Source organism: Streptomyces avermitilis MA-4680 = NBRC 14893, assembly GCF_000009765.2.
GTDB classification, from domain to species: domain Bacteria; phylum Actinomycetota; class Actinomycetes; order Streptomycetales; family Streptomycetaceae; genus Streptomyces; species Streptomyces avermitilis.
The window spans coordinates 7,556,363-7,569,477 of sequence record NC_003155.5 but is presented as its reverse complement, the minus strand read 5'-3'; the positions used below and the strand labels follow the sequence as shown (position 1 = coordinate 7,569,477).

The following is a 13,115-nucleotide window of genomic DNA, read 5'->3' as shown; positions in this document are numbered from 1 at the left end:
CCGGCCCGGCGTGGCCGGATCGCACCGCCCCACCACACCCGGTCCGCTGAGCCGGCCCGGCGTGCACGCGCCGCGGCACCGGCCCGGGCCGAGAGGCTGAGGCGGCGTGCGGGCCACTCTGCGCTGGGCGCAAGCCGATCTGCGCACGCATCGCGGCGAGGCGCTGTTCATCGTGCTCGCCACCGCCGGCATCGTCGCCTCGCTGCTGCTTGCCGCGGCGCTGTTCGGCTACGCCACCAACCCCTGGCAGCGGGTGTTCACGCAGTCGCACGGTGCCCATGTGTGGATCCACACCGGCCCGTCGGCCGACGCCGCGCGGCTCGCCGAGCTGGACGGCGTCGCGGCGGTGTCGGGCCCGTATCCCACCGCCGCCACGACCGTCGAGTCGCGCGGTACCCGCGCCACCGTCGAGCTGCGGGGCACGGTCGAGCCGCCCGGCAGCGGCCGCCCGCTGCTCACCGCCGGCCGCTGGCTGGACCCCGCCGAGCCGGACGGCGTCGTCCTGGAGAGCAGCCTCGCCCGGTCGCTGTGGGCCGAGCCGGGAGACATCCTCACGCTGCCGGGCACCGTCCGCACGCTGACCGTGCTGGGCGTCGCCGACAGCGCCGAGCCTCGTTACCGCCCCGGGGAGCAGCCGGGCCTCGTATGGTCGCTGCCGTCCACCGTGCGGCGCGCCGACGGGCGCGGCGGCCAGGTCATCGGCCTGCGCCTGGACGATCCCGAGGACACGGACTACGCCGTCCAGCGGGCCGTCACCGTCCTCGGTTCCGGAGCCGTCAGCGAGGTGTCCGACTGGCGCCAGGCACGCGCCGCGGCCCAGGGCGACAACCGGCTGCTCGGGCAGGTGCTCGGCCTGTTCGGGCTCGGCGCGCTGGTCGCCGCCGCCCTGGCCGTCCACGGCGCGATCGGTACCCGTATCCGCGGTCATCTGCGCGACATCTCCGTGCTGAAGGCGATCGGTTTCACGCCGGGCCAGGTGGTGCGCATCTTCCTGCTCCAGCACCTGGCGTTCGCGTTGCTCGGCGCGGTGGTCGCCGCGGCACTCACCCAGGCGCTGGGCCGGCTGATCCCGGGCCGGCTCGGAGACGCCGTGGGCGTGTGGCAGGGGCTGCCGGGACATACCGCGGCGCTCTTCGCGGTGCCCGTGGCGGCGGTCCTCTTCATCGGTGCGACGACCGGCCTCGCGGCATGGCGGGCCGGCCGGGTCCCTCCGGTGCCGGTACTGCGGGCCGCGGCTCCGCTCGGCGGGCGCCTGTCGGGTGTCGCGCGCGGGGCGCTCGGGCTCCGGGTGCTGGGGCTGCGGCTGCCGCCCGCGCTGGTCCTGGGCTGGCACAAGGCGTTCACGCGGCGGCCGCGTTCGCTGGCGACCGTCTCCCGGCTCGCCCTGCCGCTGCTGCTGATCGTGGTGGCGCTGAGCGCGTGGACCACCATCGACCGCTTCCACAGCAGGCCCGAACAGATCGGTCTCGCCGCCGCGCTCACCGTCCGGGCGGACGAGAGTCTGAGCGACCCGGACGCGCGGACCCTGCTGGCCCAGAACCCGCGGGTCGCCGCCGTCCATCCGGGCGTCGAGGTCGCGGCCCTGGTCCCGGGGCAGACCGGCACGATCGCGCTGCGCGGGCTCGGCACGCGCCGGGACCCGTACCCGTTCTCACTGGCCGAGGGCCGCCCCGCCCGCGGCCCCGACGAGGCGGTGGCCGGTCAGGGGCTGCTCGACCTGCTGGACGTGCGCATCGGGGACTGGGTCCGGATGACCGTGGGGGCGCAGCCGCAGATCCTGCACATCGTGGGACGCAGCATCGAGCCGGAGAACGGCGGACGGGTCATCTCCACCTCGCTCGACACGCTCCGCGAGAACGACCCGGGGCTCCGGCCGACCCTCTACCAGCTCCAGCTGCGCCCCCACGCCGACCCGCACCGGGTCGCCGCCGAGCTGACCGCGTCCGCGCACGGGCGCTTCGACGTCCACCCCGTGACGAATCCGGCCGACGGGCTCTCTCCCCTGCGCGGCGTCGTGGTCGGGCTGATCGCCGTACTGGCCCTGATCGGGCTCATCGAACTGCTCACCGCGATCGGCGGCACCATACGCGAGGGCGAGCGGGATCTGCTGGCGTTGAAGGCGATCGGGCTGTCCCCGCGGCAGATCACCGCGGTCACCGTCACCGCCACAGGCTGCACCGCCTTGGCCGCGGTCCTCGTCGGCAGCACGCTCGGAATGCCCCTCGCGCACTGGCTGATCGATGTCCAGGGGAGGTCGAGCGGCATCGGCGCCGGGGTCGCCCAGGGGCCGTCCCCGGTGCTCCTGCTGCTCTTCGGCACGGCCGCGGTGCTGGGTGCCGCCGCGCTCGCCGCACTGCCCGCGGCACGGTCGGGCCGCCGCAGGCTGGCGGACACGTTGAGCGCGGTGGCCTGACCACCACACGGCACCTCGCCCGTTGTCCGGAGCACGAGGGGGCGAGTGGTGCAGGTGGTGCGCGCGTGGTGCAGGTGGTGCGCGTGGGGGGGGGTGGAGCCGGTGGAGCGGGTGGGGCGGGTGGCCGCAGAGGGGTCTCCGGGAGCGGGCGGCCTCCTGCCGCCCGCTCCCCGCCCGCCTACCGGCCCCGCAGCTGCCGGTACTTGGCGACCAGCGCCTTCGTCGACTCGTCCAGACCCGGCACGTCCGCGCCCTCGGTCAGTGCCGGTTCGACGCGCTTGGCGAGGACCTTGCCGAGTTCGACGCCCCACTGGTCGAAGGAGTCGATGTTCCAGACCGCGCCCTGGACGAACACCTTGTGCTCGTAGAGCGCGATCAGCTGGCCGAGCACCGACGGAGTCAGTTCCTTCGCGAGGATCGTGGTCGTCGGGTGGTTGCCCTTGAACGTCTTGTGCGGCACCAGCTGCTCGGGCACGCCCTCGGCCCGCACCTCGTCCGGCGTCTTGCCGAAGGCCAGCGCCTGCGTCTGGGCGAAGAAGTTGGCCATCAGCAGGTCGTGCTGGGCGACCAGGCCGGGCAGCAGATCGGCGACCGGCTCGGCGAAGCCGATGAAGTCGGCCGGGATCAGCTTCGTGCCCTGGTGGATGAGCTGGTAGTAGGCGTGCTGCCCGTTGGTGCCCGGAGTGCCCCACACGACGGGCCCGGTCTCCCACTCCACCGGGTTGCCGTCCCGCTGTACCGACTTGCCGTTCGACTCCATGTCGAGCTGCTGCAAGTAGGCGGTGAACTTGGACAGGTAGTGGCTGTAGGGCAGCACCGCGTGCGACTGGGCATCGTGGAAGTTGCCGTACCAGATGCCCAACAGGCCCAGCAGCAGCGGCACATTGTCCTCGGCGGGGGCGCTCTCGAAGTGCTCGTCGACGATCCTGAACCCGTCGAGCATCTCGCGGAACCGCTCCGGCCCGATCGCGATCATCAGCGACAGGCCGATCGCCGAGTCGAACGAGTAGCGGCCGCCGACCCAGTCCCAGAACTCGAACATGTTCGCCGTGTCGATGCCGAACTCCGACACCTTCTCGGCATTCGTCGACAGCGCCACGAAGTGCTTGGCGACGGCTTCCTGACCGGCCTTCAGCTCGGTCAGCAGCCAGTCGCGGGCCGAGGTGGCATTGGTGATCGTCTCGATCGTGGTGAACGTCTTCGAGGCGATCACGAACAGCGTCTCGGCCGGGTCCAGGTCGCGGACGGCCTCGTGCAGGTCGGCACCGTCCACGTTCGACACGAACCGGACGGTCAGCGAACGGTCGGTGAAGGAGCGCAGCACCTCGTACGCCATGGCCGGGCCGAGGTCCGAGCCGCCGATGCCGACGTTGACGATGTTCTTGATGGGCTTTCCGGTGTGCCCGGTCCACTCCCCCGTACGGACGCGCTCCGCGAAGGTGCTCATCTTGTCGAGCACGGCGTGCACGGCCGGCACCACGTTCTCGCCGTCGACCTCGACGACCGCGTCCCGCGGGGCGCGCAGCGCCGTGTGCAGGACGGCGCGGTCCTCGGTGACGTTGATCTTCTCGCCGCGGAACATGGCGTCCCGCAGCCCGAACACATCGGTCGCGGCGGCCAGCTCGCGCAGCAGCCGCAGCGTCTCGTCGGTGACGAGGTGCTTGGAGTAGTCGACGTGCAGATCGCCGACCTCGAGGGTGTATCCGGCACCGCGCCCGGGGTCGGCCGCGAACAGGTCCCGCAGATGGGTGCCCGCGAGTTCTTCGCGGTGCTTGGCCAGAGCGGTCCACTCAGGCCTCTGGTTGAGCCTGGTACGGCTGTCTGCGTTCATCTCGGACTTCCGCCTTCTTTCCTGCGTGTGCTGCTGCGTCCCTTGCCCCGCTGCCGGTCCCAACCTAATTGATCAGGGCGTGACGTGAGCTGTCGTCGCGCCGTCGTCCGGCTCGACAACAGGTACGTCCGGCGTGAGCGCGGGTATCAACGCGGTGCCGGCCAGCGCGAACAGGACGGCCGCGAACAGCGCGGGCCCGTTCAGCCCGTACACCTGTGCCACGGCGCCGCCCAGCAGGGCGCCGAGCGGGGCGCCGGACGTCGAGGCCGTGCGGAAGGCCGCGGCGATGCGGCCGACCATGGACGGCTCGCTGCGCTGCTGCATCAGCGTGACCTGGTTGACGTTCCACACCATGCCCATGGCGCCGAGCAGCGCCATGCCGACGATCAGGGCGGCGAGCTGGCGGACGGTGCCGATGAGCACCAAGGACGAGGTCTGGACGCCGACGCACAGGAGCAGGGCGCGGACTCTCCCCACGCGGTTCGCGATCCGCTGGGCGACGAAGCCACCGGCGAGGCTTCCGGCCGAGTACGCCGTCATCACGGCCGCGTATCCCGCGTTCCCCGTGTGCAGCCAGCGCGTCACGTGCAGCACCACGGTGGCGATCAGGGCGCCCATGCCGATGTTGCACAGCAGGGTGGCCGCGCAGATCGCGCGCAGCGGCCGGTCACGCCGGAGTGCGCGCAGGCCGTCGGCCATCTCCGCCCGCAGGGTGCTGCCGGCCGGGCGTGGCGCCCGCTCGGGCGCCCGGATCCGCAGGAAGGCCACGAGGGCGGCGGCCAGCAGATAGGTGACCGCGTCCGCGGCGAACGGCACGGCGGCCCCGGCGGCCAGCAACAGCGGCACGAAGGGGCTCGCGAGCAGGCCGCCCGCGAGCTGCTGGCCCGTCATCAGCCTCGCGTTGGCGCTGCCCAGGGCCTCGGGATCCACGAGGGACGGCAGCAGGGCCGTGGAGGCGTTGTCGAAGAGCGTCTGGAGGGTGGTCAGCGAGAAGGCGAGCACGAACAGCAGCGGGATCGACGCGTGTCCGAGCCCGACGGCGAGCGCGAAGGACGCCACCAGTGCCCCGCGTACCGTGTCCACGGCCCACATGGCCCGGCGCTGGTCCACCCGGTCCGCGACGGCGCCGCCGAGCAGACCGAAGAGCAGCCACGGAACGTAGCCGCAGGCGGTCACGGAGGCGATGACGAGGGGATCGTCGGTGAGCCGCACGGCAATCAGGGGTAACGCGGCGGTCCGCAGCGCGTCTCCGAACCGCGACACCACTGCCGCGCTCCACAGCCGCCCGAAGCCCCCGCGCCATGCGGGTGCTGCCACACCACTCGCCTCGGCCGTCGTCACAGCGCCCCCTCCCGGTCCACTCCTGCGAACCGTAACGGGCACCACTGACAGTCGACCGCGCAGCGAGCGGCGAGGCCGTGCGAAACACGTCCGGCCAGGCACTCCTCAGTGCCCGGCCGGTTCTCAATTCCTAGATTTCGCCCCGCAGTTTGGCGAGCGCCTCGGCGAGGATCGCCTCGCCGTCCGCGTCACTGCGCCGCTCCCGTACATACGCGAGGTGCGTCTTGTACGGCTCGGTGCGCGGCGGGTCCGGCGGGTTGTCCTGGTCCTGTCCGGCGGGAAAGCCGCAGCGCGGGCAGTCCCAGGTATCGGGAACCTGCGCGTCGCTGGCGAAGCTGGGCTGCGTCTCGTGCCCGTTGGAGCACCAGAAGGAGATGCGCAGCCGCGGCGCGGACTCGCCGCGCTCGGCCTCGCCCATCGGCCCCGCCCCGACCCGGCTTCCTCGGATCGCGTTGCCACTTGCCACGGTCGTAACTCCCTGCGTGATGGTGCCGCGAAGCGAGTCGGCGTGACGCTTCGCTGCGAGCGCCTCAGTCTACGTAAGGCCCAACGCGCGTCCAGTGATTGGAGTTACACCCCGCCCTCCAGACGCAAGCCCCATGATAGGCCGCGTCCGAAGACTCGTACCGAACATGGGGCGTTACGTGCGATATGCGTGGTCGTGCCGGCGTCAGCCCACGACTACCTACCTGTTGACCTTCATCAGGATGCCGAGCACGACAATGGACGCGAACCACAACAGACCGATCACCACGGTGATCCGGTCGAGGTTGCGCTCGGCGACCGAGGAGCCGCCGACGGACGACTGCATGCCGCCACCGAACATGTCGGAGAGGCCGCCGCCCTTCCCCTTGTGCATCAGCACCAGCAGCATCAGCAGCAGGCTGAAGACGATCAGGGCGATCGAGAACCCCAAAACCACGGCTGGACCAACTTCCTCGGAACTGGATGGACGACAACGGGGGCCGAAGCTTTTCCGGTGAGCTCTGTGCGTGCTCACTTTCAGAGCCCTCGGCCCCCGCAAGGGTACGACGGATCGCCGCTACCGCATACTCACTGGTCGCGGAAGCGCGCGATCTTGACGAACTCGTCGGCGTCGAGCGAGGCACCGCCGACCAGGGCGCCGTCGATGTCGGGCTTCGCCATGATCTCCGCGACGTTCCCGGACTTCACGGAGCCGCCGTACTGGATGCGGACCTGGTCGGCCAGCTCCTGGGAGTACAGCTCGGCGAGCTTGGCGCGGATGGCCGCGCAGACTTCCTGGGCGTCGTCGGCGCCGCAGACCTTGCCGGTGCCGATGGCCCAGACGGGCTCGTACGCGATCACGATGGTCTCGGCCTGCTCGGCCGGGACGTCCTTGAGGCCGCCCTCGACCTGGGTGAGCGTGTGCGTGACGTGGTTGCCCGCCTCGCGCACCTCCAGCTCCTCGCCGACGCACAGGATCGGGATCAGGCCGTGCCTGAAGGAGGCCTTGACCTTGGCGTTGACGATCTCGTCGGTCTCGTGGTGGTACTGCCGGCGCTCGGAGTGGCCGACCGCCACGTACGTGCACTTGAGCTTGGCCAGCATCGAGCCGGAGATCTCGCCGGTGTAGGCGCCGGAGTCGTGCGCCGAGACGTCCTGGGCGCCGTACTTGATCTTGAGCTTGTCGCCGTCGACCAGGGTCTGCACGGAGCGCAGGTCGGTGTAGGGCGGCAGGACGGCGACCTCGCAGGCCTCGTAGTCCTTGTCGGCCAGGGCGAAGGCGAGCTTCTGGACGTGGGCGATGGCCTCGAGGTGGTTGAGGTTCATCTTCCAGTTGCCCGCCATCAGCGGCATGCGCGAAGTCACGGTGTTCAGTCCTCCAGTGCGGCAAGGCCGGGGAGCGTCTTGCCCTCGAGGTATTCGAGGGAGGCGCCGCCGCCGGTCGAGATGTGGCCGAATGCCGTCTCGTCGAAGCCCAGGATGCGGACGGCCGCGGCGGAGTCGCCACCGCCGACGACCGTGAAGGCCTGGGAGTCGACGAGGGCCTGGGCGACCGCCTTGGTGCCCTCGGCGTAGTCGGGGTGCTCGAAGACGCCCATGGGGCCGTTCCAGAAGACGGTGGCCGCGTCGGCGAGCTTCGATGCGTACAGCTTGCGGGTCTCAGGACCGATGTCGAGACCCTCCTGGTCGGCCGGGATGGCGTCCGCGGCGACGGTGGTGGGGTTGGCCGGGGCCTTCGTCTTGAGGTCCGGGAACTCCGTGGAGACCAGCACGTCGACGGGGAGGACCAGCTCGACGCCGTTCTTCTCCGCGCGCTCCATGTACTCCTTGACGGTCGGGATCTGGTCCTCCTGGAGGAGGGAGATGCCGACCTCGTAGCCCTTGGCCTTGAGGAAGGTGTAGGCCATGCCGCCGCCGATCAGCAGGCGGTCGGCCTTGCCGAGCAGCTGGTCGATGACGGCGAGCTTGTCGGAGACCTTGGCGCCGCCGAGTGCGACCACGTAGGGGCGCTTGACGTCCTCGGTGAGCTTCTTCAGGACGTTGACCTCGGTGGCGATGAGGTAGCCCGCGTAGTGCGGCAGGCGTGCCGGGAGGTCGTACACGGAGGCGTGCTTGCGGTGCACGGCGCCGAAACCGTCGCCCACGTAGATGTCGGCCAGGGCCGCCAGCCGGTCGGCGAACGCGCCGCGCTCGGCGTCGTCCTTGGACGTCTCGCCCGCGTTGAAGCGCAGGTTCTCGATGACCGCTACCTGGCCGGGCTGGAGGCCGTTCACGGCGTCGTGGGCGGCGGGGCCCACGGTGTCCTGGGCGAACGCGACGGGCGCGCCGAGGAGTTCACCGAGCCGCTCCGCCGCGGGCAGCAGGGAGAAGGCCGGGTCCGGGGCGCCCTTGGGGCGGCCCAGGTGCGAGGCGACGACCACCTTGGCACCGGCCTCGGCCAGCGCCTTGACCGTCGGCAGGACGGCGCGGATGCGGCCGTCGTCGGTGATGAGGCCGTCGGCCAGCGGCACGTTCAGGTCGGCGCGGACGAAGACCCGCTTGCCGTCCACGCCTTCGGCGAGAAGTTCGTCGATCGTCTTCATGAAGGGACTCCTAGGAAGGCTCTGGTGATCCGGGAGGGCTGATCGATCAGTACGTGAGACAGGGCTCGGACAGCGCGGCTTTGCGCTGCCCGAGCCCTGCTCTACATCGAGGTGCCTGCTCCGGGACTTAGAGCTGGTTGCCGACGAAGACCGTGAGGTCGACGAGGCGGTTGGAGTAGCCCCACTCGTTGTCGTACCAGCCGAGGATCTTCACCGAGGTGCCCTCCATGACCATGGTCATGGCCGAGTCGAAGGTGCAGGACGACGGGTCGCCGACGATGTCCGAGGAGACGATCGGGTCCTCGGTGTACGACAGGTAGCCCTGCAGCTCGCCCTCGGCGGCCTTCTTGAACGCGGCGTTGACCTCGTCCTTGGTGACCTCACGGGAGACCTCGACGACCAGGTCGGTGGCCGAGCCCGTGGGGACCGGGACGCGCATGGAGATGCCGTCCATCTTGCCCTTGAGCTGCGGGAGGACCAGCGCGGTGGCCTTGGCGGCACCCGTGGTGGTCGGGATGATGTTCTCGGCGGCGGCACGGGCGCGGCGCAGGTCCTTGTGCGGGAAGTCAAGGATGCGCTGGTCGTTCGTGTACGCGTGGATGGTGGTCATCAGGCCCTTGACGATGCCGAAGTTCTCGTCGAGAACCTTGGCCATCGGCGCCACACAGTTGGTGGTGCAGGACGCGTTCGAGATGACGTTGTGCTTCGCCGGGTCGTACTTGTCCTCGTTGACGCCGAGGACGATGGTGATGTCCTCGTCGGAGGCCGGAGCCGAGATGAGGACCTTCTTGGCGCCGCCGGCGATGTGCTTCTCGGCGTCGGCCTTCTTGGTGAAGATGCCGGTCGACTCGATGACGATGTCGACGTTCAGCTCGCCCCACGGGATGTCGGCGGGGTTGCGCTCGGAGAACACCTTGATGGTCTTGCCGTCCACGGTGATCGTGTCGGCGGTGTGCGTCACCTCGGCCTTGAGACGGCCCAGAATCGTGTCGTACTTCAGCAGGTGAGCGGTGGTCGCGGTGTCACCCAGGTCGTTGACAGCCACGATCTCGATGTCTGCACCCTGCTCCAGCAGCGCGCGGAAGTAGTTACGACCGATGCGGCCAAAGCCGTTGATGCCTACGCGGATCGTCACGAACCGATCTCCTCGTTAGGTACGCCGGCATTCGACGCCGGCGAGTTGTATGGGATGTCCCCGACCGCCTACGACCCTACCTCCCTGAAGCCCCTGTGGTGACATCGAGATGCCCCATACACGGCGAGGCGGTCCGTACCCACCAGTAGGGGTACGGACCGCCCCGTCCTTGAGGCCTGACCACTCGTTTCGGTTACACGACACCAACTGCCGTTGACCGACCGGAGTCAGCCACCCAGCGCCGTCAGCGCCTTCCCGATCAGCGCCGTACGGTCGGCCGCCGCGGTGACGTGCTCCAGGCCGAAGCCGAACAGCACGGTGTCACGCGTGGTGACCGCTCCGTAGGTCTTGAAGAGCGCTCCGGAGCGCGCCCAGTCCTTGAGGACGGCCGGGCTGCCCGCGGGCGGTCCGGGCACGCTCCAGGCCCCGAGCGAGGTCTCGAAGCCCTCCGCCTGGGTGGCGGTGCCACCGACGACGAGGGAGGCGTCGTCGGCGAGGACACCGTGACCGCCGGAGCTCGGGTCGGTGATGTAGCTCAGCGAGACCTCGACCGACTTGCCGGCGTACGCGCTCAGGTCGAAGCCGACCTGCTGCCATCCGGTGGAGGCGCCGGTGAAGCTGTTCCAGGAGCCGCTGGTGCCGGTCGCGGTGCAGCCGCCGGCCGCCACGGTCAGGTAGTGCTTGAGCCAGGGGTGCTCGGCGACGAGGAACCCTGCCTCACAGTCCGCCGGGACGGTGGCTCCGGTGGCGCCGCCCGCCTCGGGGAGGGTCGTCCAGTCGTCGGCGCCGGTGGTGTGGATCTCCAGCACCGCGTGGTCGTAGCCGGGCTCCGTGTCCCACAGGAGCTGGGTGCGCAGGGTCGGCTTGTCGGCCGCGCCCACCCCGGTGAGATCGATGGTGCGGGTGAGTCGCTTGTAGGCGTCGTCGGTGTGGACGGCGGCCGCCATGGAGGAGCCCCCGTGCGGTCCGTACGGGTTGACGGTCCCGGCGAACTGGCCCGCACCGGCGCTCGCGAACTGCGGATACGTGGCGACGGACAGCTCGTCCGAGGTGACGCCGTAGGTGCCCGCCGCGTTCAGCGGGTTGCCCGGCGCGTCGCCCAGGGCGCCCGTGGACCCGTCGAGCTTGCCGGAGCCGGTGAAGCCGTTGGCCCCCGGAGTCGACGTACGCGAATAGGCGCCCAGGTAGTACTGGCTGAAGTCGTTCGACAGGGTGCCGTCGCCGAGGTCGACGCTGCCGCCCGCCAGCTCGCCCGCCTCGATCAGCTTGCCGCCCTCGTTGAGGAAGGCGCGCAGCTGGAGCTGGGTGGGGTTGCCCGGCCGGGCCGCGCCCGTGTAGTGGACGACGGTCTTGAAGTGGTCGAGCACGCCGAGCGCGTCGGGCGCGCCCTGGGTGGCGACGTCCCAGACGAGCGCCTTGTGGCCGTTGGCCTTCAGGGCGTCGACGTACTTCTGGGCCTGTGTGGCGGTCGCGCCCTCCTCGGCGACCACGAGGGTGTCCGCCTTCGGCCGCTCGGCCACGGTGTACGTGAAGTGCGCACTGGACGTCTTCTTGCCGCTCCTGGTCTCGCCGGTGAACCAGACCTCGACCTTGTCGCCCGGCTCGCCGTCCTGGACCTTGGTGCGGTACTCGTCGAAGTACAGGTTGTCGTCGCCCCCGTACGTCTCGCCGCCCTTCCAGGCCTTGAGCGCCATGTCCTCGGTGCGGCCGGCGTTGACGCGGTACTTGAGCTCCTTGTCGCGCACGGACTTGCGTACGACGACGGAGACCTCCTGGTCGGCGCCGCGGGAGTACGACGTGGAGAACGTCGCCGGGGTGAAGTCGGGCGCGTCGATGCCCACCGTGGAGGACGGCTTGTCGGGATGGGCGGCGGTCTCGGCGACGGAGAGCGCGAACGGGATGTTCTTCTCGAACTCCTGCTTGATCAGCTTCTCGTCGTCCGGGAAGTTGAAGACCGACTGGCAGTCGGCCGCGTTCCAGGTGTCGTTCGGGTCGATGTCCGACGCGGTCTGGCACGTCGACATCTCGGGCGTGAACATCGCCATGCCGTTGACGTTCGAGGCGTGGCCGTCCGCCTCGCCGTTGGTGGTGTACAGCTCCGAGGAAACCTGCGGGCGGTAGCCCGGGACCGCGGAGTTGTCCGGCGTACCGGCGAGGGACTTGTAGGCGATGTCGTCCGGGCTCGGCGTCGCCACCTGCCAGTCCACTCCGTAGAGGAGCAGTTCGGCGGCGGAGTGGTAGTTGATGCCGTACGTGAAGCCGATGCGCTTCTCGAAGGCGTCCAGGGCCTTGGTCTCGGGCTCGGAGCCGGGGCTCGCGCCGCGGTAGGTCTGGCTGGTGGGGTTGGGGGACGAACCCTCGTCGTCGTAGCCCCACTTGTAGGAGAAGTTGCGGTTGAGGTCGACGCCGTCGCCGGTGCTGATCGTGCCGTCGCCGTTGACGTCCCGCAGGTTCTTGCGCCACAGACGCGTGTCGGAGTTCTGGAACGTGTAGTCGTAGCCGTCGGGGTTGGCCGAGAGGACGAACCACAGTTCCGTCGAGTCGACGATCTTCTTGATGCGCTTGTCCTTGGAGTAGTTGTCCAAGTAGTAGTGCATCAGCCGCCGGGTCATCTCGGGCGTGATCCACTCGCGCGCGTGCTGGTTGGACATGTACAGCGCGGAGGGCTTGGCGCCGTCCTTGGTCTTCTTCGCGCCCTTGGTCAGTTTGAGCGCGAGGATGTCCTGGCCGTTCAGGGTCTTGCCGATGGAGACGACCTTGGTGAGGTCGGGGTGGGCCGCGCCCGTCCTGACGATCTCCTCCTCGAGACCGCCCTTTCCGCTGTACGGGCGGAACACGCCCTGCGCCGCGTCCTCGACACGCGCCTCGGCCTTGGCCGAAAGTGTGTGCTCGGTGAGCTCCACACCCTGCTTCTCCAGCTTCCGGGCCTGCTTGTCGGTGAGGTAGACCTCGACCGTGGCCGTGCCCTTCTCCGGCGCCTGTGCACCGAGTTCATGGCCGTCCTGCCCGGCCGCGAGCAGCAGGGGTACCTGCTGCTTCGTGACCTCGGCGCGGAACACCTTCACGGCGTCCGCATCCGGCTTGGGCGAACTGCCGCTGTCCGCCTGGGCGATGGGCGCCATGCCCGCTCCCCCGAGCAGCAGCGCGCCGGCAGCGAGGATCGATCTCGCTCTTCGTCTCATGAGCCCCCCTTGCAGTGGTTCGCCACAGCAGCGAACAGATGCCAGGCTCATGACACTCCATGATCGAGTCAAGGGCGCCTCAAAGACAGCGAAACGCCGGTGCCGACCACCCAAGTGGGTGTCGGCACCGGCGTGTTGGACTCTCGGCCTGCGTCGTTCCTCGCGC

General features: G+C 70.0%; 9 protein-coding genes. 1 reads left to right on the top strand and 8 read right to left on the bottom strand.

Annotation, left to right across the window (positions count from 1 at the left end):
• Window positions 1–106: 106 nt before the first annotated feature.
• Window positions 107–2,413, top strand: a complete 2,307-nt coding sequence (locus SAVERM_RS32425) for an ABC transporter permease (protein ID WP_010987703.1) — start codon at window positions 107–109, stop codon at window positions 2,411–2,413.
• Between the two features lie 178 nt (window positions 2,414–2,591).
• Here SAVERM_RS32425 and pgi read toward each other — a convergent pair whose 3' ends face one another.
• The 8 genes from pgi to SAVERM_RS32385 all read right to left on the bottom strand — a co-directional run bounded on the left by pgi (window position 2,592) and on the right by SAVERM_RS32385 (window position 12,949).
• Complete coding sequence (pgi, locus tag SAVERM_RS32420; protein ID WP_010987702.1) at window positions 2,592–4,244, bottom strand: glucose-6-phosphate isomerase; 1,653 nt, start codon at window positions 4,242–4,244, stop codon at window positions 2,592–2,594.
• A gap of 72 nt (window positions 4,245–4,316) precedes the next feature.
• Window positions 4,317–5,561, bottom strand: a complete 1,245-nt coding sequence (locus tag SAVERM_RS32415; protein ID WP_242432299.1) for an MFS transporter — start codon at window positions 5,559–5,561, stop codon at window positions 4,317–4,319.
• Window positions 5,562–5,715: 154 nt separating this feature from the next.
• Entirely contained in the window at window positions 5,716–6,051 is a 336-nt protein-coding gene (locus SAVERM_RS32410) for an RNA polymerase-binding protein RbpA (protein ID WP_006349936.1), read from the bottom strand.
• 219 nt (window positions 6,052–6,270) lie between these two features.
• Window positions 6,271–6,507, bottom strand: a complete 237-nt coding sequence (gene secG / locus SAVERM_RS32405) for a preprotein translocase subunit SecG (protein ID WP_078234928.1) — start codon at window positions 6,505–6,507, stop codon at window positions 6,271–6,273.
• 131 nt (window positions 6,508–6,638) lie between these two features.
• Window positions 6,639–7,415 carry a triose-phosphate isomerase gene (tpiA, locus tag SAVERM_RS32400; protein ID WP_010987699.1) on the bottom strand — a complete coding sequence of 259 codons (777 nt, stop codon included), beginning with the start codon at window positions 7,413–7,415 and terminating at the stop codon, window positions 6,639–6,641.
• Between the two features lie 5 nt (window positions 7,416–7,420).
• A complete protein-coding gene (locus SAVERM_RS32395; protein WP_010987698.1) occupies window positions 7,421–8,632 on the bottom strand; it encodes a phosphoglycerate kinase in 1,212 nt (403 codons plus the stop codon).
• A 127-nt stretch (window positions 8,633–8,759) separates the two neighbouring features.
• Window positions 8,760–9,767, bottom strand: coding sequence for a type I glyceraldehyde-3-phosphate dehydrogenase (gap, locus tag SAVERM_RS32390; RefSeq protein WP_010987697.1), 1,008 nt, complete (start codon window positions 9,765–9,767; stop codon window positions 8,760–8,762).
• A 227-nt stretch (window positions 9,768–9,994) separates the two neighbouring features.
• Complete coding sequence (locus tag SAVERM_RS32385; RefSeq protein ID WP_010987696.1) at window positions 9,995–12,949, bottom strand: M14 family metallopeptidase; 2,955 nt, start codon at window positions 12,947–12,949, stop codon at window positions 9,995–9,997.
• Window positions 12,950–13,115: the final 166 nt, after the last annotated feature.

Excerpts from the sequence above, each read along its gene's own strand:
- pgi (WP_010987702.1), bottom strand. The coding sequence starts at position 4,244 with ATGAACGCAGACAGCCGTACCAGGCTCAACCAGAGGCCTGAGTGGACC.
- SAVERM_RS32395 (WP_010987698.1), bottom strand. The coding sequence starts at position 8,632 with ATGAAGACGATCGACGAACTTCTCGCCGAAGGCGTGGACGGCAAGCGG.
- SAVERM_RS32385 (WP_010987696.1), bottom strand. The coding sequence starts at position 12,949 with ATGAGACGAAGAGCGAGATCGATCCTCGCTGCCGGCGCGCTGCTGCTC.